The following is an 18,551-nucleotide window of genomic DNA, read 5'->3' as shown; positions in this document are numbered from 1 at the left end:
GACCAGGGTTGGTCAGTTGTCGCTGGCCGGCGTGGCCGGCAGCGTCCAGCGGATGCTGGCGCCGACGTCCTGCGCCGGGTCGATCCAAATGCGACCGCCATGGAATTCGACGATCTTCTTGCAGAGCGCCAGGCCGATCCCGGTGCCCTCGTAAACGTCCTTCGGGTGCAACCGCTGGAAGATCAGGAACACACGCTCCGCGTACTGCGGATCGATGCCGATCCCGTTGTCGGTGCACCGAAGCTCCCAGGAGTCTCCCACCTCGTGGGCGGTGATCTGAATCTGCGGCACACGGTCCGGGTGGCGGAACTTCACGGCGTTGCCGATGAGGTTCTGCAGGAGCTGCACCAGGAGCGCGCGCTCGCCCATCACGACCGGCAGCGCGCCGACGGTGATCTGCGCCTGCGCGTCCGCGACGGCCTCGTCGAGGTTGTCGACAGCCTGCGCGAGCGCGTCGGCCAGGTCGACGGGCTCCTGCACTCCGCCACCGCGCCCCGCGCGGGAGAACCCGAGCAAGTCCTGGATGAGCTGCTGCATGCGCTTGGCGCCGTCGACGGCGAAGCCGATGTACTCGTCCGCCCGGTCGTCGAGCTGGCCGCCGTAGCGCTTCTGCAGGAGCTGCGTGAAGCTCGCCACCTTGCGCAGCGGCTCCTGCAGGTCATGCGAGGCGACGTAGGCGAACTGCTCGAGGTCGCGGTTGGAGCGCCGCAACTCCTCGGCCTGCTCGGTGAGGCGCTCATGCGCCTGCGCGACCTCGCGGGAGGACTCCTCGAGAGCGCTGAGCTGGTCGACGAGGGTGCGGCGCATCCGCTCCATGTCGAGGGCGAGGCCGGCGATCTCCCCCGGGCCGGTGACGACCACAGGGTGGGACAGGTCGCCCGAGCTGACCGCGCGGGCGTCGGCGGCCAGCGCTGCGACCGGCGCGGTGATCCACCGGCGCAGCAGCACCCACAAGGTGACGCCGACCGCGAGCGCGGCGAGCACCAGCACGACGACTGCCGCCGAGAGGATGGTCGTCCAGTTGGCGAGCTCGTCGCCTGTCGCGTCGCGGAGCTCCCGCAACTCGACCAGGTACGACTCGACACCCGATCGCGCCTCGTCGAACAGCGTCCGCCCGGCCTCGATCTGCTCGGGCGTCACGGACTCGACGCCCTCGGCGGCGACCTGATCGATGAGCGGCTCGGCGAACTCCTCCTGCCAACGGACGGCGGCGTCTGCCGCGATGCGCGCGGCGCGGGATGCCTCGTCGGGGAATCCGCGCGCCTCGGAGTCCTCCGCCAGCGACGCGAACGTCGTCGCGGAGTCGGCGGCCCGCTCGAAGGGCTCGAGCGTGACCTCGTCTCCGGTGAGCGCGTAGCCGCGCACGGCCGTCTCCGCGTCGACCATGCGGACGTAGGCGCCGTCCGCGCGGGTGATCGCGTCGAAGTGGACGACCGTCACCTTGTCCTGCAGCTCGACCACGCGGGTGAGCGCGAGGCCGGCGCCCCCGACGACCAGCCCGAGCAGCACCCCGGCGGCCACCAACATCTGGCCGAGCCGAGACCGCAGGGTCGTGGAGCCGGCCGCGAGCGCGAGCGCGGGGCTCATGCGCCCCACCCGACCACGACGAGCGCCGCGTCGTCGACGAGCTCGCCGCCGTGCAGGGCGCGCACGTCGTGCAGCACGTCGGTGACCAGGTCGCCGGGGCCACGGGCCAGGGCTGCGTCGACGAGCCTGAGCAGGCCCTCCTTGCCGATCCGGTCCGAGCTCTCGCGGATGGTCGCCTCCAGCACTCCGTCGGTGTACATCATCAGCCGCCATCGGGGGCCGAGCTCGAGCCGGAGCGGGAGCCAACCACCCGAGACGGGAATGCCCAGCGCCCTCCCCCGGGCCGTCGACGGGAGGAGCCGGCTGCGGTCGCCGATGAGCAGCGGGACGGGATGGCCCGCCAGGTACAGGTCCGCGCTGGCCCGGTCGGGCGCCACCTCGAGCATCGAGACGGTGGTGAAGACCTCCGGCCGGGACCGCTCGGCCTCGAGCACGCGCTCGAGCAGGGGCAGGATCTCCGCGGCGGCGGCGTCGGCGAGCACGAGGGTGCGCCACGCCGTGCGCAGGGTCGCCCCCAGCGCCGCCTCGTCGGGCCCGTGCCCGCACACGTCGCCCACGAGGGCGAGCACGCTGCCGTCGGGACGCTCGACGACGTCGTAGAAGTCCCCTCCGAGCAGCCCGTCACGGCCTGCGCGGTACCCGACGCTGACCTCGAGCCGCTCATCCCGCACGGCCGGCGTGGGCAGCAGGGCCCGCTCGAGCCGGTTCGTCTCCTCCGCGCGCACCAGGCTCCGGTACAGCGCGCGGTCGGACGCCTCCAGACGCCGGCGCTGCACGGCGTAGCGCACAGAGCGGCCGACCGTCTCGCTGTCCGCCTCGCCCTTGACGAGGTAGTCCTGCGCGCCGGCGGCGACCGCGGCGAGGCCGACGTCGCTGCCGGCAAGGCCCGTCAGCACCACGACAGCGGGGGCGCCGGCGGCGAGCAGGCGCTGCAGAGCGCCCAGCCCCATCGCGTCGGGCAGGCCGAGGTCGAGGAGCACGCAGTCGGCGTCGAGCCGCTCCATCGCCTCGTCGAGGGTCCGGGCGCGGACGATCGACGCGTCCAGCCCCGCGTCGCGCAGGCCCTCTTCGACGAGCAGCGCGTCCCCGTCGTCGTCCTCGACGAGCAGCACACGGAAGGCCCCGTCGTTCGCCGCCCGGACGGACGGCGCCCACGCGACGGGCGACGCCGGTGCTATGTCTGTCACGGGGGTCCTCTCGTCGATGCGTCCGCCCCGCAGCGTAGAGCCCCGCCATGGGAACCGCCTGAGCGAGTCGGACATCCAGCGCGATGCGGACATCGGCTGCTGTGCCGGATAATGGACGGCTGCCTGCGTCACCATCTGTGCGGGCGACGGGGTGTCGGAACGGACAGGGCGGTGGATGTGGCGGGCATCGAGTCGGAGCTGCGTGACGAGCAGGAGACGGTCGACAGGCTCTATGGCCGGTTGGACGCCCTCCGGGACCAGACCCGCGAACGACTGGTGGACGTCCGGCGGCACGGCCCCTCGGGCTCACCGCAGAACCGCAGCGAGCGCGACGCCTTCGCGACGCTCTACGAGGACCGGCTCGCCCAGCTCGAGTCGGTGGAGGAGCGCCTGGCCTTCGGCCGGCTCGACCTCACCGACGGCGCGCGCCGCTACATCGGGCGCATCGGGCTGACGGACGAGGAGCACGCCTCGATGCTCACGGACTGGCGCGCGCCCGCGGCGCAGGCCTTCTACCGCGCGACGGCGGCGCGGCCGGACGACGTGGTGCGGCGACGGCACCTGGTGACGCGGGGCCGCTCGGTCACCGGTGTCGAGGACGAGGTGCTGGACCTGGACCACCTCGCCGAGGACGCCGACGGCACGGTGTCCGTGGCGAGCCTGTCCGGCGAGGGCGCGCTGCTGGCGTCGCTGGCCGCCGGGCGCACGGGGCACATGGCGGACATCGTCGCCACGATCCAGGCGGAGCAGGACGCGATCATCCGCTCGGAGCTGCAGGGCTCCCTCGTGGTGCAGGGCGGGCCTGGCACCGGCAAGACGGCTGTGGCCCTGCACCGCGCCGCCTACCTGCTGTACGCCCACCGGCGCCTGCTCGAGCGCTCCGGGGTGCTGCTCGTCGGCCCCAGCCGGACGTTCCTGCGCTACATCGACCAGGTGCTCCCCTCGCTCGGGGAGACCGGCGTGGTCACGTCCACCATCGCGGAGCTGTTCCCAGGCGTCGTCGCGCCCGGCGTCGAGGACGACCGGGTGAGCGAGATCAAGGGCCGCGCCGTGTGGGCCCGCATCATCGAGCGCGCGGTGCGCCAGCGTGAGCGGACGCCCCGCGAGGCCACCGAGATCTCGGTGGACGGCCGGATCGTCGTCGTCGAGCCGTCGCACGTCGCGTCGGCCATCGCCCGCGCGCGGCGCGGCAACCGCCCCCACAACCTGGCCCGCACGTCGTTCGTGCGGGACATGCTCTCGCGCCTCGCCGACCAGTACATCGCGCAGCTCGGGTCGCCGCTGGCGCCCGAGGACCGCGCGGAGATCGTCGAGGAGCTGCGCACGACACGCGAGGTGCGGATCGCCCTCAACCTGGCGTGGATGCCGCTCACCCCGCAGGGCCTGGTGCGCGACTTGTTCAGCAAGCCGCACCGGCTCGACGCGGCGGCGCCCGAGTTGTCCAGGCACGAGCGCCGCCTCCTGCAGCGCTCCCCCGACGCCGACTGGACCGCCGCGGACGTCCCGCTGCTCGACGAGGCCGCGGAGCTGCTCGGTGAGGACGACCAGGCGGCCCGCGCCCAGGCCCGGGCGGACGCCGTGCGCCGCGACGCGGAGCTCGACTACGCGCGCCGGGTGCTGCAGTCCAGCGGGAGCGACGGCCTGGTCTCCGCCGAGATGCTCGCAGACCGGTTCGCCGCCACGGGCCCCCGCCTGACCACCGCCGAGCGCGCCGCCGCCGACCGGACGTGGACGTACGGCCATGTGGTGGTCGACGAGGCTCAGGAGCTGTCCTCCATGGCGTGGCGGATGCTGCTGCGCCGGGTGCCGACCCGGTCGATGACCATCGTCGGCGACGTCGCGCAGACGAGCTCGACGGCAGGGGCGCGCAGCTGGCAGACGATGCTCGACCCGCTGCTGCGCTCGTCGTGGCGGCTGTCCGAGTTGACGGTCAACTACCGCACGCCCGCCGAGGTGGCCGATGCCGCGCAGCGCGTCGCCGTGGCGGCCGGCCTGCCGGTGAGCCCGCTGACGTCGGCGCGCCGCGTGCCTGGGGCCCTGGCTGTCGAGCGCGTGCCACGCGCCGACCTCGCCGACGCGGCGGCCCGGCATGTGCGCCACTGGGTCGACGAGCTCGCGGCGGGCGCGTCGGGTGGGCGCGTGGCGGTGGTCGGCGAGCCCGGGCTGCTGGCGGAGGCGGGCGAGGCCCTGCGCGCGCGCGGCCTCGCCGAGGCGCTGGGCCCGCGCGTGACCGGCGCCGGGGGCGCCACCCTCGACGCCCCCGTGTCCTTGCTCACCCCACGCGAGAGCAAGGGCCTGGAGTTCGACGTCGTGGTGCTGCTGGAGCCGTCGCAGGTCCTGGCGGCCAGCGCGGGTGATTTGTACGTGGCGATGACGCGCCCCACACGCGCGCTGCGCGTGCTCCACAGCGCGCCGCTCCCCGCTGGCCTGGTCTCCGATCCGGCCTGAGCGCCGTCCGCCCGCCGCGCGGCCGAGAGCCGGCCGTCCGTGTCCGAGGGACGGGACCGGCTTGGGGTCTCGCGGCGCGGAGGCGCACCATAGGGGCGTGCTGCGCGCCCTTCTCCTTGAGAACCTCCATCCCCAGGCCAAGTCGATCCTCGAAGACGCCGGGTTCGAGGTGACCACCCGCACCGGCGCCCTGGACGAGTCCGAGCTCGTCGAGGCGCTCCAGGGTGTCCACATCCTCGGCATCCGGTCCAAGACGCACGTCTCCGCGGCGGTGCTCGAGCAGGCCCCCGACCTCGTGGCGATCGGGGCCTACTGCATCGGCACCAACCAGATCGACCTGGCGGCCGCCGCGTCGCGCGGCGTGGCGACGTTCAACGCGCCCTTCTCGAACACGCGCTCGGTGGTCGAGGTGGCGATCGCGGAGATCATCGCCCTCACCCGCCGCCTCACCGAGTTCGACCGCTCCATGCACGACGGGGTGTGGAACAAGTCGGCGACGGGCGCGCACGAGGTCCGCGGCCGGACGCTCGGCATCGTCGGCTACGGCAACATCGGCACCCAGCTGTCGGTCCTCGCCGAGAACCTGGGCATGTCGGTGGTCTTCTACGACACCTCCGAGAAGCTGGCGCTGGGCAACGCGCGCCGGGCCGCGTCCCTGGACGAGGTGCTCGAAGTCGCCGACATCGTCACCCTGCACGTCGACGGGCGCGGCGGGAACGCCGGCCTCTTCGGCGAGAAGCAGTTCGCGGCGATGCGCCCGGGCGCGGTGTTCCTCAACCTCTCGCGCGGCTTCGTGGTCGACTACGCCGCGTTGCGCGACGCCGTCGTCTCCGGCCATGTCAGCGGCGCGGCCGTGGACGTCTTCCCCGAGGAGCCCAAGCGCAAGGGCGACCCGTTCGAGTCCGAGCTGCGTGGGCTGCCGAACGTCATCCTCACCCCCCACACCGGCGGGTCCACCGAGGAGGCGCAGGAGGCCATCGGCCAGTTCGTCTCGAACAAGCTGCGCGACTACCTCGCCACCGGCTCGACCACGCTGAGCGTCAACCTGCCCAACGTGGCCCTGGACCGGCGCCCGGACGCCCACCGTCTCGCCTACCTGCACCGCAACGTGCCGGGCGTGCTGGCGGCGGTCAACGCGACGCTCGCCGAGCACGGCGTCAACATCGAGGGCCAGCTGCTGTCGACGCGTGGCGAGATCGGCTACGTCGTCACCGACGCCGGCGCCGCTGTCGACCCCGCAGTGGTCGAGGCCCTCGCCTCGCGCCCCGAGTCGGTGCGGCTGCGCCTGCTGACCTGAGCCGCTGACGGTCGCTGACAGCGGCCCCCGCAGACAGACGGCGATGGCCGGGACACTGTGTCCCGGCCATCGCCGTTGTGTCTCGCGCGAGCCGTCGGCGTGGATCAGCCTGCGGCCCGAGAGGCGTGAGCGGTCACGCCGAGCCGGACTTGCGCCGGAACTGACGCTGCACCGGGCCCGCGGTCTCGGAGCTGTGCACGGCGCCTGTGTTCGTCGAGCCGTCCGCCGAGCGGTGCTGTGCCGCCTTCTTCCGGTCGAGCGCCTCGCGGAACTTCGCCTTGGCGTCCTCGGACGCCGCTGGTGTGGTCGCCCTGTCGTCGTTCTGCGCCATCGCGGTGCCTCCTCGTGGGTACTGCCTGTGGTCCGGCGGCGATCGGGGTTCCGTGGCGCCGCCCGTCCAGCCTTGCCGACATCCGCGCCGAATGCCAACGCATTGCCCCGCGTCGGCCTCCCGGCATCCGCCGACGCCCGCGCAGGGCGGGTCGTCACGGGTCGTCGCAGCCGGTGCGGCGCGGATCCGGCTACCGTCGGACGTATGCACGACGCGCCGCCGCTCGCCCCTGGCCCGGTCCCCCTGCGCAGGTGCGGCGACAGCGGCCTGTGGCTGCCGGTCGTGACGCTCGGCCTGTGGCAGAACTTCGGGGCGTCGACGCCGTTCGACGCCCAGCGGGCCCTGGTGCTCCGGGCGGTCGAGCTCGGCGTCACGCACCTGGACCTCGCGAACAACTACGGCCCGCCACCGGGCGCCGCGGAGCTCACCATGGGCAGGCTGCTCGCCCGCGACCTCGCCTCCCGCCGCGACGAGCTCGTCCTCACGACTAAGGCCGGATACCGGCAGTGGCCTGGGCCGTATGGGGAGCACGGCTCGCGCAAGTACCTGCTCGCCTCGCTCGACCAGTCGCTGCGGCGCCTCGGGCTGGACCACATCGACGTGTTCTACAGCCACCGGTTCGACCCGCGCACACCCTTGGAGGAGACGATCGGGGCGCTCGGCTCCGCGCTCGCGTCGGGACGCGCGCGAGCCGTGGGCATCTCCTCGTACTCCGCGGCGCGCACCGCGCAGGCACTCGACGTGGCCCGGGACCTCGGGGTCAGGCTCACGGTGTGCCAGCCCTCCTACTCGATGCTCAACCGGTGGATCGAGCGCCCTGACCCGGCGGCGGACGGCAGGTCGCTGCTCGACGTCGCGGCGCAGGGCGGGCTCGGCGTCGCCGCGTTCTCGCCACTGGCGCAGGGGATGCTCACCGACCGCTACCTCACGGGGGTGCCCGCGGACTCCAGGGCCGCCCGCGGCGGGCCATTGCGCGCCTCCTACCTGAGCGAGGAGAACTTGGCCCATGTCCTCGCGCTCGACGTCGTCGCGCGTGCGCGCGGACAGTCCCTGGCGCAGCTCGCGATCTTGTGGGCGCTGCGCGATCCGCGCGTGACGACTGTCGTGCTCGGGGCCCGCACCCCTGCCCAGCTCGAGGAGAATGTGGCCGCGCTCGGCGGCCCGCCGCTGGCCGAGGCCGAGCTCGAGGCGATCGACGCCGACGCCGTCGACGCCGGCGTGAACCTGTGGGGCCCACGTTCGAGCGACCTGTGACTCCGCGCCTTGACAGTGTGGGGCATATGTGAAGCCGCTACCTACTCTCTAGTAACTTACGGAAGCGTAGGTTACGATGGGCTGGTGGAATCAACCCTCGGACACCCCTGGCTCGCGTCCTACCCGACCGGCGTGCCCCCGAAGATCGACATTCCCGACGAGCCGCTGACTGCCAGCCTCGAACGCGCCGCCCAGCGCTTCCCGGACCGTGTGGCGGTCGACTTCGAAGGCCAGACGACGACCTACCGCGAGCTCCTCGACGAAGTGGAACACGCCGCGGGAGCGCTGCTCGCCCTCGGCGTCCAGCGCGGCGACCGCGTCGCCATCGCCCTGCCGAACTGCCACGCCCACGTGGTCGCCTTCTGGGCCGTGCTGCGCCTGGGCGCTGTGGTCGTCGAGCACAACCCCACCTACTCCGCCTCCGAGCTCGAGCACCAGCTCGCCGACTCCGGAGCCATCGCCGCCATCTGCTGGGAGCCGACGGCCGCCCGGGTCGCCGAGGTGCAGCAGAACACGCAGCTCCGGCACCTGATCGCCGTCGACCTCACCCGCGATCTGCCCCGCGTCAAGCGGTTCGCCCTCACGCTCCCCGTCCCCGCCGCCCGCAAGCAGCGCGCCGCCCTGCGCGGGCCAGTGCCGGCCGGCGCGCTCGAATGGCACCGTCTCATCGCCGAGGCCCAGCCGTTGCCCGCGTCGCACGCGCCCGCCTCGGTCGACGACATCGCCACCATCCAGTACACCGGCGGCACCACCGGCACCCCCAAGGGCGCGATCCTCACGCATCGCTCGCTGGGGTCGAACGCCCTCCAGGGCGCTGCCTGGACCCAGTTCGAGGACGGGACCGAGACGATCTACGGCGTCCTGCCGTTCTTCCACGCCTTCGGGCTCACCCTGTGCCTCACGTTCGCCGCCCGCATCGGCGCCACGTTGGTCGCCTTCGGCAAGTTCGACCCCGCGTCGGTCCTCGCCGCGCAGCGACGCCGCCCCGCCACCTTCCTGCCCGGCGTCGCGCCCATGTTCGACCGGCTGGCCGCGCTCGCCGAGAAGACCGGGGCCGACCTCAGCAGCATCCGCATCTCGCTGGCAGGCGCCATGCCGATCTCCGGCGCCACAGCCGATCGATGGGAGCGGCTCACCGGCGGACTGCTCATCGAGGGCTACGGCCTCACCGAGACCAGCCCGGTGGCCCTGGGCAACCCGTGCAACGCGGAGCGCCGGCCCGGCGCGCTCGGCCTGCCGTTCCCCAGCACGGACATCCGCGTGGTCGACCAGGAGGACCCAGCCGTCGACGTCGCGCCCGGAGAGCGCGGCGAGTTGCTCATCCGCGGGCCGCAGGTGTTCAGCGGCTACTGGAACCGCCCGGACGAGACCGCCGACCAGCTCCTGCCGGGCGGGTGGCTCCGCACCGGCGACGTCGTCGTGGTCGACGAGCACGGGTTCGCGACGCTGGTGGACCGCATCAAGGAGATGATCGTCACCGGCGGGTTCAAGGTGTACCCGTCGCAGGTCGAGAGCCACCTGCGCTCGATGCCCGGCGTCGCGGACGTCGCAGTGGTGGGTGTCCCCGGCGGGGACATGGGCGAGAAGGTCGTCGCGGCAGTCGTGCTCGACGACACCAACTCGCCCGTCATCGACCTCGCCGCGGTGCGGGAGTGGTGCGAGCAGCGTCTCGCCCGCTATGCAGTGCCCCGCGAGATCGTGATCGTGGCCGACCTGCCCCGCTCGCAGATCGGGAAGGTGCTGCGCCGCGTGGTGCGGGACCAGGTCCTCGCCCGCGCCTGACCCCGGGTGCTTCGCACTGGCCCGATCGCGTCATGCCACACGCTGACGCGGTCGGGCCTTGTGCTGTGCTGAGCCGCTCGGGCCACGCCCACAGCCTGACCCGAGCAGGCCAGGCCTGCTCAGGTCACTCCAGCGGGGTCAGCCCTGCTCCGACCGGGCCTCGTCATCCGAGGGCCGCGCCTCATCGAGCGCGACGTCGCGCTCGGCGCGCAGCACCGTGATGGCGGCCTCGAAATCCTCGAGCGAGTTGAAGGCCTGGTAGACGCTGGCGAACCGCAGGTAGGCGACCTCGTCGAGCTCGCGCAGCGGGCCCAGGATGGTGAGGCCGATCTCATAGGCGTCGAGCTCGGCGGTGCCGCTCGCGCGGATCGTCTCCTCGACGCGCTGGGCGAGCAGGGCGAGGTCGTCATCGCTGACCGGCCGGCCCTGGCAGGCCTTGCGGACGCCGTTGACGACCTTCTCGCGACTGAACGGCTCGGTGACGCCCGAGCGCTTGACCACGGACAGGCTCGCGGTCTCCACCGTGGAGAACCTGCGGTTGCACTCGGGGCACTGGCGGCGACGACGGATGGATGCGCCGTCATCCGAGGTGCGCGAGTCGACCACGCGCGAGTCCGCGTGGCGACAGAACGGGCAGTGCACAGGAGGCTCCTCACCAGCTCGCCCACCGCCTGGTGGCGGCAGAGGACCGGTTCGACGATGTGCCGCGCTGGAGCACGGCATCACGGCGCCATTGACAGACGCCAGCAAAGAACCTATGACGTCGAGTCCTCGACCTGCAAGGCAGGTGGCTGTGAGGCGCGTCAGCGCTCCACCGGGAGGAGGATCCGCTGGCCCGCCGTGAGGCCGGCCCCACCCCCGCCATTGAGCTCGACCAGCTCCATGATCACGTCTCGCACGTCCTCCCCCGGCGCGGCGATCTGCGCCGCCAGCTCCCAGAGCGTGTCACCCGCGGCCACCGTGTACGTCTCGACCTCGAGGGCGCGCGCCGGCCCTCCCGCCACGGCCTTCGTGCCGATGAGGGCGAAGGCGCTGACGAGCACCAGTGACAGCAGCGCGACCACACGACGGCCGCGGGCCGTCAGCCGCAACGGGGCGGCCGACTCAGGGCGTCGCTGGCGAGCGGCGGCGTCAGCGGGCTGCTGCCGCGCCCGGGCAGCATGCGGGCGCTGCGGGGCGGCGGCCTGCGGGCGGCGTGCCGACGCATGGGCCGACACCTGCGGGCGGCGGGCCGGGAAGGGGATGACCACGGCTCCGCCATGGTTCGCGGCTGGGCCGATCGCCATCGTGCTCATCGTCGGCTCCTCTCTGATCGAACACCTGTTCGTCGAACGCTTGTGCGATGTCTACCACCTCGCCGCCCAAGATGTCGAGACTCGCTCGAACAAATGTTTGATCGAACGGCCCTGCTCCCCTAGGCTGGCGCAGCAGGCGATAGACCATCACGAGGCGCTGACACGGGAACCCGTTCGGCCCAACGGCGGCTTCGCGGGAGAGTGACGAGACCTCAGGAGGCCAACGGTGGGCAGCGACGGCAACACGGTCGAAGAAGACCTCGCACGAGGCGGCGCCGCGGCACGCTCCGCACGGCAGGACGGCGATGTCGCGCTCGCCGTGGTCGGAGAGCCGGACATCGAGGCGCCCTCCGACGAGCTCACGCCCCGGCAACGGCTCGTGCTGGAGACGGTCCGCGCCGCCGTGGAGTCACGCGGCTACCCGCCGAGCATGCGCGAGATCGGCGAGGCCGTCGGGCTGACCAGCCCGTCGAGCGTCAAGCACCAGCTCACCTCGCTCGAGCGCAAGGGCTACCTGCGCCGCGACCCCAACCGCCCCCGGGCCATCGAGGTCGTCCAGCGGGACGACTCACGCGGCGTCCAGCGCTGGGCCGCCCCGTCGGCGGGTCCCGTCATGGGCGCCACAGGCTCCGAGGAGGCCGCCCCGGTTCCCACGTACGTGCCGCTCGTCGGCCGGATCGCCGCAGGCGGGCCGATCCTCGCCGAGCAGGTCGTCGAGGACGTGTTCCCGCTTCCCCGCCAGCTCGTGGGCGACGGGGAGCTCTTCCTGCTCAAGGTCGCGGGCGACTCCATGATCGACGCGGCGATCTGCGACGGCGACTGGGTCGTGGTCCGCCGGCAGCCCGTCGCCGAGAACGGCCAGATCGTGGCGGCGATGATCGACGGCGAGGCCACCGTGAAGACCTTCAAGCGGGCGGATGGCCACGTGTGGCTGCTGCCCCACAACTCGGCGTACGCCCCGATCCTCGGCGACCAGGCCCAGGTGCTGGGCCGCGTCGTGAGCGTGCTGCGCAGCCTCTGACCCCCGAGGTGCGCCGCAGTGGCGCGTGCGCGACGCTGGCCGCTCAGCACTGGACCACGTCGAGAGGGTGGAGACGAGATGCCTGGCCGTTTTCGGGACCCCGGTCCCCGCGTCAAGGACAAGGAGCTCTACGAGCGGCTCCGCGACGAGGGGAACAGCAAGGAGAAGTCGGCGCGCATCGCGAACGCGGCAGCCGACAGCTCGCGCGGCGAGGTCGGCCGCAAGGGCGGGGAGTCCGGATCGTTTGAGGACTGGACCGTCGGCGATCTCCGCCGACGCGCGGCCGAGCTGGGCATCGCGGGCCGGTCCACCATGCGCAAGGACGAGCTGGTCGACGCGCTCCGCTCGCACTGAGCGGAGCGCGTGCCGGTGAGACGCGCGCTGCGGGCTAGAGGCCGAAGCGGCGCGCCACGACCTTGAGCGCCTCGGCCGAGCGCCGCAGGCCCGCGAGCTCGTCCGCCGACATCGGCACCTCGAGCCGCTCGCCGACCCCCTGGCCGCCCACCAGCGTGGGAACCGACAGGCAGACGTCGGAGATGCCGTGGTAGTCCTGCAGCAGCGAGGACACCGGCAGGATCCGCTGCTCGTCCTTCAGGACGGCCTCGATGATGCGCGAGCCGGCGAGCGCGACGGCGTAGTTCGTGGCGCCCTTGCCCGCGATGATGCGGTAGGCCGACTCGACGACCTCGCGCGCGATGCGCTCGCGCACCTCCTCCGTCAGCGGGCCCCGGCCGCCGATCCCGGTCCAGTCGACGAGGGGCACGGCGCCGATCGTCGCCGAGCTCCACAGCGGGAGCTCGGTGTCCCCGTGCTCCCCGGCGATGTACGCGTGCACGTTCTGCACGGCGACGCCGGTGTGCTGGGCGATGAGGTAGCGCAGCCGGGAGGAGTCGAGCACGGTGCCGGAGCCGAAGAGCTGGTTCGACGGCAGGCCCGAGACCTTCAGCGCAGCGTACGTGACGATGTCGACCGGGTTGGTGACCATCACGTAGATCGCGTTGGGCGCCACATCCACGAGCCCCGGCAGGATCTTGCGGACGAGTGAGATGGTCGCGCCAGCGAGGTCGATGCGGGACTGCCCGGGCTCCTGCTTGGCGCCGGCGGTCACCATGACGATGTCGGCGTCCGCGCAGACCGCGATGTCGTCCGAGCCGATCACCTCGGCCATCGGCATGAACTGGATGCCGTGGCCCAGGTCGAGCGCCTCCGCCTCGACCTTCGCCTTGTTGATGTCGTACAGCACGACGTTCCGCGCCGCGCCCCGCATCAGCGCCGCGTACGCCATCGTCGCCCCGACAGAGCCCGCCCCGACCACGGCGAGCTTGCTGGTGCGGCGCTGCGGTCCGGCGGAGGTGTCGGGAAATCCGAGGTCGTCGCTCTCGTGTTCCGCGCTCACGCGTCCTCCTCCACAGTGGGGCCGTGTCACCCCGTGCGGCGCATCCGCGCCTCTCACAGGCTAGTTCGTGCTGGAGGAATTGGTGACGGGAGCGGCTGCGTCGAGACGACGCAGGGCCGCGAGCGCGACCTCGCGGTCGGTGGTGCGCCAGAACCCCGGCAGCGAGCGGGCCAGGAACTCGCCGTAGCGCGCCGTGGCGAGCCGTGGGTCCAGCATCGCCACGACGCCGCGATCCGACGTCGAGCGGATGAGGCGCCCGGCGCCCTGGGCCAGCAGCAGCGCCGCATGGGTCGCCGAGACAGACATGAAGCCGTTGCCGCCGGCAGCCGCGACGGCGTCGGACCGCGCCGAGCGCACCGGGTCGTCCGGCCGCGGGAACGGGATCCGGTCGATGAGCACGAGCTGGCAGGCGGGCCCGGGCACGTCGACGCCCTGCCACAGCGACAAGGTGCCGAACAGGCACGCCCGATCGTCCGCGGCGAACTCCCGCACCAGGGTGGGGAGCTGGTCGTCGCCCTGGGCCAGCACCGGCACGTCGAGACGTTCGCGCATCGCCTCGGCGACGGCGTCGGCCGCGCGCCGGGAGGAGAACAGGCCCAGGGTGCGGCCGCCGGCGGCGGTGATGAGCTCGGCAATCTCGTCGAGCTGGGCGTCGGTGGCGGGCTCGCGGCCCGGGGGCGGCAGGGGTCGGGCGATGTAGAGGATGCCCTGGCGGGCGTAGTCGAACGGGCTGCCGACGTCCAGCCCGTGCCAGGCGGGGGTGGCGGGATCCTTGGGCTTCGCCGTCCCGGTGCGCGGGGTCGCGGCGGTGCTGGTGAGGCGCTCGGGGCCGGTCGGCTCGGCGCCGGTCTGAGTCTCGAGGCCCACGGACCGCGCCACCGAGGAGAACGAGCCGCCCAGCGCGAGGGTCGCCGACGTCAGCACGGCCGAGCGTCCGGAGAACAGGTTCGTGCGGATGAGCCCGTTCACGGCCAGCGGGGCCGCGTGCAACCGGGTCATCGTGCCGCCCCGCGCAGTCCCGTCGCCGCGCGAGCACCAGAGCACCGTGTGGCGGTTCTCCTCGGCGTCGCCGGCCATCCGCTCGGCCGTCTCGAAGAGCGTGAGCATCGCGGACACCGCCATCTTCATGCCGCCGTCGGGCGACCCGCCGGATGAGCGGCCCACCGCCTGCGCGGGGGTCCCCTCGGGCTTCAGGTGCGACAGCAGCGTGCGGGCCGCGTCCCGCACGGCGCCCACGGCGTCGAGCGCGGCCGGGGGCAGCCCGTCGGGGAACCGTCCCTCGGGGAGCTCCATGAGCACGGCGCCCAGTGCCAGGCTCGCCGCGTCGAGGTCCGCGGTGGACAGGCCGCCGTGCCGGCGCGCGAGGCGTCCGGCGTGCTCGATGGTCCCCACCGACAGCTCACCGGTGGCCTGCGCGGTGACCCGGTCGGTGAGCTCGTGGGCCTCATCGACGATCAGCACCTCGTGCTCGGGGAGCACATTCGGGGAGCCGGAGGCCGCGATCCCGAGCATCGCGTGGTTGGTCACGACCACATCCGCCTCGCGGGCCAGGCCGCGGGCACGCTCGGGGAAACACTCGGAGAGCATGGGGCACTTGCCGCCCAGGCACTCCAGCGACGTCACGGACACCTGCCGCCAGGCCCGCTCGCTGACGCCGGGGACCAGGTCGTCGCGGTCGCCGGTGTCCGTCTCCTCGGCCCACTCGCGCAGCCGCACCACCTGCGCGCCCAGGTCCTCGCCGGCGGGGCGGCCGCCTCGGGTGCGGGCCTCCCCCGGCTCGGGCGCCGGGTGGTCCACGGCGCCCGCGTGATCGCCCAGGTCGAACAGCGTGCCCGGCTCGTCGGCCGGATAGCCGCCGGCGATCTTGTGCACGCAGAGGTAGTTGTGCCAGCCCTTGAGCAGGGCGATGCGGGGCGGCCTCGGGAGCCGTGGCGCCAACGCGTCGGCCACCAGGGGCAGGTCGCGTGTGATCACCTGGCGTTGCAGCGCCAGGGTGGCGGTGGACACGATGACCCGCTCGTCCTCCAGCACCGCGTGGCGGACCGCGGGCACCAGGTACCCGAGGGACTTCCCGGTGCCGGTGCCGGCCTGCACCAGCAGGTGCTCGCCCGCCTCGATGGTCGTCGCGACGACGCGCGCCATCTTCTGCTGGCCCTCGCGCGGGGATCCCCCGAGGGCCCCGACCGCGAGGTCCAGGAGCTCGTCCACAGACACAGCGGCAGGCAAAGGCACCGCCACAGCCTAGTCGCCGGGTCTGACGCCTCAGCCCGCGCGCACCGCCGCGGCGGTGAGCTCGGCGGCCAGCGACTCGTCCACCCGGCCGCGTAGGGCCGTTCCCGCCGGGGTGTGCTCCTCCGAGTCGATCTCACCGTGCAGGTGCACCCGGTTGACCAGGTCGCCTCGGTCGTAGGGGATCACCACGTCGACGGTCACCCCAGGCCGGGGCAGCTGGTCGGCGATGAGCTCCTGCAGCGCGTCGATACCCTCGCCCGTGTGCGCCGAGACGACGATGGCGCCCGGCTCCCGCGAGCGCAGCCGCGCCACGACCTCCGGCTCGGCCAGGTCGGCCTTGTTCAGCACGATGATCTCCGGCACGTCCATGGCGCCGGGGATGTCCGCGAAGACGTGGCGGACCGCCGCGATCTGCCCCTCGGGGTCGGGGTGCGAGGCGTCGACCACGTGCAGTACGAGGTCGGCGTCCGCGACCTCCTCGAGGCTGGAGCGGAACGCCTCGACGAGCTGGTGCGGCAGGGAGCGCACGAAGCCGACCGTGTCGGTGAGGGTGAACACGCGCCCGTCGGCGGCCTCGGCGCGCCGGACCGTCGGGTCGAGCGTGGCGAACAGCGCGTTCTCCACGAGCACCCCGGCGCCGGTGAGCCGGTTGAGCAGCGAGGACTTGCCGGCGTTGGTGTACCCGGCGATCGCCACCGAGGGGATCGCGTGGCGCTTGCGGTTCGCGCGCTTGGTGGCGCGCGCGGGCTCCATGGCCGCGATCTCGCGGCGCAGCTTGGCCATGCGGTCGCGGATGCGACGGCGGTCGAGCTCGATCTTCGTCTCACCGGGGCCACGCGAGCCCATCCCGGCTCCCGCGCCGCCGACCTGCCCACCGGCCTGGCGGGACATCGACTCGCCCCAGCCACGCAGCCGTGGCAGCAGGTACTCGAGCTGCGCGAGCTCGACCTGCGCCTTGCCCTCACGGGACTTGGCGTGCTGGGCGAAGATGTCGAGGATCAGCGCGGTCCTGTCGATCACCTTGACGCGGACCACGTCCTCCAGGGCCCTGCGCTGCGACGGGGCGAGCTCGGCGTCGACGATGACAGTGTCAGCCCCGTTGGCGGCGACGACGGTGGCGAGCTCGGCGGCCTTGCCCGAGCCGAGGAATGTGCCGGGGTCCGGGTTGCGACGACGCTGCAGGAGCCCGTCGAGCACCTCGGACCCGGCGGTCTCCGCGAGCGCCGCGAGCTCGCGCAGCGAGATCTCAGCCTCCTCGGCGGTGGTGGCGCCCTCCTCGGAGGACGGGGCGCCCCAGATGCCGACGAGCACCACGCGCTCCAGGCGCAACTGCCGGTACTCGACCTCGGTGACGTCCTCGAGCTCGGTGGACAGCCCGGCGACTCGCCGCAGCGATGTGCGCTCCTCGAGCTCGAGCTGGTCGCCGTCGTAGGTCGAGTGGATGGTGCCGCCGTCGTGGCGGGCGGTGCCGGCGCGCGCGAGCACACGGGCCACCACGTCGTCCGCCACCTCTTGAGCGCTGCGTGGCAAGACGACCTCATTGTTCTCGTCTTGGCGCGTCATGGGGTGCTGCGGGTCGTTCACACGTGGCCTCTCGTCCGTGCCCGCGTCGGCGCGGGGAAGCCCGCGGACGACGCTCCGCCGGATCCTCCGGCGACGTGTCCAGGGTGACACGCCTCGGGGAGCGATTGCGACGCTATTCGCTGCGGGCTAAGGCCGCGGGTGGACGATCCCCGCGCATCCAGACCCAGCACGCCCGGATAGGGTCGGGTGGTGACAGGGAACGACCACTACTTCACCGCCCACCCGGCCTCGCCCGAGGAGCGCCGCACCCTCGCCGTCCATCTGGCCGGCCGCGATGTCGAGGTGGAGACCGCCGGTGGCGTCTTCTCCCCCGACCACGTCGACCTCGGCACCGAGGTGCTGCTGCGCACCGTCCCCGCGGCCCCCGCCGCGGGCGACCTGCTCGACCTGGGGTGCGGGTGGGGCCCGGTGGCGCTGTCAATGGCCCTGGAGTCGCCCGGGACGCGTGTGTGGGCGGTGGACGTGAACGAGCGCGCGCTGGACCTGGTGCGGCGCAACGCCGAGCGGCTCGGGCTGGAGAACGTGCGCGCCGTCCTGCCCGACGACGTCCCCGACGACGTGGCGTTCGCGGCGATCTGGTCGAACCCGCCGATCCGGGTCGGCAAGGAGGCGCTGCACTCGCTGCTGCTGCGCTGGATGCCCCGGCTGGCCCCCGGCGCGCAAGCGCATCTCGTGGTCGGCAAGAACCTCGGGGCGGACTCGTTGCAACGCTGGCTCGCGGAACAGCTCGGGGACGGCGCCGCGATCGAGCGTGTCGCGAGCGCCAAGGGCTTCCGGGTGCTGCGCGTCACCTCACGCTGAGCTCGGGCGCTCCAGGCCGCCGATCACGCGGGCCAGTGCTGCCCGCGCTTGCGCGAGCGTCGGGGCGCCGGTCGCCCGCACCCGCTCCACACCGTCGGCGTCCAGGACGAGGACCGTCGGGGTGGAGCGGACGTCGAGCCGCTCGCCCAGGTCGAGGTGCTCGCCGACGTCCAGCTCGATGTGGGCGACGCCCTCCTGCTCGCCCGCGACGAGCTCGAGCACGCGGCGGGCCGCCCGGCACGGCAGGCAGAACGCGCTCGAGAGCTGCACGAACGTGGCCCGTCGTCCGAGCGGCTGCCCGAGGTCCCCGCTCGTCAGCGTCGTCATCCGCCCCGC

The 18,551-nt window shown here is 73.2% G+C and carries 16 protein-coding genes; 7 read left to right on the top strand and 9 right to left on the bottom strand.

Annotation, left to right across the window (positions count from 1 at the left end; all coding sequences use genetic code 11):
* Positions 1 to 12: 12 nt before the first annotated feature.
* Both BN3788_RS01680 and BN3788_RS01675 read right to left on the bottom strand, forming a co-directional pair.
* Positions 13 to 1,587 carry a sensor histidine kinase gene (locus BN3788_RS01680; RefSeq protein WP_066582221.1) on the bottom strand — a complete coding sequence of 525 codons (1,575 nt, stop codon included), beginning with the start codon at positions 1,585 to 1,587 and terminating at the stop codon, positions 13 to 15.
* Positions 1,584 to 2,774 (bottom strand): PP2C family protein-serine/threonine phosphatase, encoded by a 1,191-nt coding sequence (locus tag BN3788_RS01675; protein ID WP_066582117.1) that lies wholly within the window; start codon positions 2,772 to 2,774, stop codon positions 1,584 to 1,586. Before BN3788_RS01675 ends, BN3788_RS01680 begins: the two co-directional genes overlap by 4 nt.
* Before the next feature lie 177 nt (positions 2,775 to 2,951).
* Here BN3788_RS01675 and BN3788_RS01670 point away from each other — a divergent pair, with 177 nt between their 5' ends.
* Positions 2,952 to 5,222: a HelD family protein gene (locus tag BN3788_RS01670; protein WP_066582220.1), complete on the top strand. Its 2,271-nt coding sequence runs from the start codon at positions 2,952 to 2,954 to the stop codon at positions 5,220 to 5,222.
* A gap of 97 nt (positions 5,223 to 5,319) precedes the next feature.
* Positions 5,320 to 6,519 (top strand): phosphoglycerate dehydrogenase, encoded by a 1,200-nt coding sequence (gene serA, locus BN3788_RS01665; protein ID WP_066582116.1) that lies wholly within the window; start codon positions 5,320 to 5,322, stop codon positions 6,517 to 6,519.
* A 133-nt stretch (positions 6,520 to 6,652) separates the two neighbouring features.
* Here serA and BN3788_RS01660 read toward each other — a convergent pair whose 3' ends face one another.
* Positions 6,653 to 6,850: a DUF5302 domain-containing protein gene (locus BN3788_RS01660; RefSeq protein WP_066582115.1), complete on the bottom strand. Its 198-nt coding sequence runs from the start codon at positions 6,848 to 6,850 to the stop codon at positions 6,653 to 6,655.
* Positions 6,851 to 7,054: 204 nt separating this feature from the next.
* Between BN3788_RS01660 and BN3788_RS01655 the strand changes: the two genes are divergently transcribed.
* Entirely contained in the window at positions 7,055 to 8,104 is a 1,050-nt protein-coding gene (locus BN3788_RS01655) for an aldo/keto reductase (RefSeq protein ID WP_066582114.1), read from the top strand.
* An 81-nt stretch (positions 8,105 to 8,185) separates the two neighbouring features.
* Complete coding sequence (locus BN3788_RS01650) at positions 8,186 to 9,886, top strand: AMP-binding protein (protein WP_390619577.1); 1,701 nt, start codon at positions 8,186 to 8,188, stop codon at positions 9,884 to 9,886.
* A 138-nt stretch (positions 9,887 to 10,024) separates the two neighbouring features.
* Here the strand turns inward: BN3788_RS01650 and nrdR are convergent, their stop codons facing one another.
* Together nrdR and BN3788_RS01640 are read right to left on the bottom strand one after the other, a co-directional pair.
* The gene (gene nrdR / locus BN3788_RS01645; protein ID WP_066582112.1) at positions 10,025 to 10,528 is read right to left on the bottom strand and encodes a transcriptional regulator NrdR; all 504 of its coding nucleotides are present in this window, start codon (positions 10,526 to 10,528) and stop codon (positions 10,025 to 10,027) included.
* Between the two features lie 161 nt (positions 10,529 to 10,689).
* On the bottom strand, positions 10,690 to 11,181 hold the full coding sequence (locus BN3788_RS01640) for a LysM peptidoglycan-binding domain-containing protein (RefSeq protein ID WP_108723750.1): 492 nt from the start codon (positions 11,179 to 11,181) through the stop codon (positions 10,690 to 10,692).
* A 319-nt stretch (positions 11,182 to 11,500) separates the two neighbouring features.
* Between BN3788_RS01640 and lexA the strand changes: the two genes are divergently transcribed.
* Positions 11,501 to 12,202 (top strand): transcriptional repressor LexA, encoded by a 702-nt coding sequence (gene lexA, locus BN3788_RS01630; protein ID WP_066582219.1) that lies wholly within the window; start codon positions 11,501 to 11,503, stop codon positions 12,200 to 12,202.
* A gap of 78 nt (positions 12,203 to 12,280) precedes the next feature.
* A complete protein-coding gene (locus BN3788_RS01625) occupies positions 12,281 to 12,556 on the top strand; it encodes a DUF7218 family protein (protein WP_066582109.1) in 276 nt (91 codons plus the stop codon).
* A 34-nt stretch (positions 12,557 to 12,590) separates the two neighbouring features.
* Here BN3788_RS01625 and BN3788_RS01620 read toward each other — a convergent pair whose 3' ends face one another.
* The 3 genes from BN3788_RS01620 to hflX are packed head-to-tail and all read right to left on the bottom strand — an operon-like array spanning position 12,591 to position 17,393.
* Complete coding sequence (locus BN3788_RS01620; RefSeq protein WP_066582108.1) at positions 12,591 to 13,598, bottom strand: L-lactate dehydrogenase; 1,008 nt, start codon at positions 13,596 to 13,598, stop codon at positions 12,591 to 12,593.
* A gap of 60 nt (positions 13,599 to 13,658) precedes the next feature.
* Positions 13,659 to 15,806, bottom strand: coding sequence for an ATP-dependent DNA helicase (locus BN3788_RS01615; protein WP_315969733.1), 2,148 nt, complete (start codon positions 15,804 to 15,806; stop codon positions 13,659 to 13,661).
* Positions 15,807 to 15,860: 54 nt separating this feature from the next.
* Complete coding sequence (hflX, locus tag BN3788_RS01610) at positions 15,861 to 17,393, bottom strand: GTPase HflX (RefSeq protein ID WP_066582217.1); 1,533 nt, start codon at positions 17,391 to 17,393, stop codon at positions 15,861 to 15,863.
* 210 nt (positions 17,394 to 17,603) lie between these two features.
* On the opposite strand from hflX, the gene BN3788_RS01605 reads away from it, so the two are divergent.
* Positions 17,604 to 18,215, top strand: a complete 612-nt coding sequence (locus BN3788_RS01605; RefSeq protein ID WP_066582216.1) for a class I SAM-dependent methyltransferase — start codon at positions 17,604 to 17,606, stop codon at positions 18,213 to 18,215.
* Here the strand turns inward: BN3788_RS01605 and BN3788_RS01600 are convergent.
* A complete protein-coding gene (locus BN3788_RS01600) occupies positions 18,207 to 18,542 on the bottom strand; it encodes a thioredoxin family protein (RefSeq protein WP_082812483.1) in 336 nt (111 codons plus the stop codon). The genes BN3788_RS01605 and BN3788_RS01600 overlap by 9 nt on opposite strands.
* Positions 18,543 to 18,551 lie beyond the last annotated feature (9 nt).

Origin of the sequence: Cellulomonas timonensis, assembly GCF_900046455.1 — a bacterium.
Lineage (GTDB): Bacteria > Actinomycetota > Actinomycetes > Actinomycetales > Cellulomonadaceae > Cellulomonas_A > Cellulomonas_A timonensis.
The sequence above is the reverse complement of the archived record's forward strand: the minus strand, read 5'-3'. Positions and strand labels throughout refer to the sequence as shown.

Excerpts from the sequence above, each read along its gene's own strand:
- BN3788_RS01625 (WP_066582109.1), top strand. The coding sequence starts at position 12,281 with ATGCCTGGCCGTTTTCGGGACCCCGGTCCCCGCGTCAAGGACAAGGAG.
- BN3788_RS01655 (WP_066582114.1), top strand. The coding sequence starts at position 7,055 with ATGCACGACGCGCCGCCGCTCGCCCCTGGCCCGGTCCCCCTGCGCAGG.
- BN3788_RS01640 (WP_108723750.1), bottom strand. The coding sequence starts at position 11,181 with ATGAGCACGATGGCGATCGGCCCAGCCGCGAACCATGGCGGAGCCGTG.
- BN3788_RS01600 (WP_082812483.1), bottom strand. The coding sequence starts at position 18,542 with ATGACGACGCTGACGAGCGGGGACCTCGGGCAGCCGCTCGGACGACGG.
- BN3788_RS01660 (WP_066582115.1), bottom strand. The coding sequence starts at position 6,850 with ATGGCGCAGAACGACGACAGGGCGACCACACCAGCGGCGTCCGAGGAC.
- BN3788_RS01680 (WP_066582221.1), bottom strand. The coding sequence starts at position 1,587 with ATGAGCCCCGCGCTCGCGCTCGCGGCCGGCTCCACGACCCTGCGGTCT.
- hflX (WP_066582217.1), bottom strand. The coding sequence starts at position 17,393 with ATGACGCGCCAAGACGAGAACAATGAGGTCGTCTTGCCACGCAGCGCT.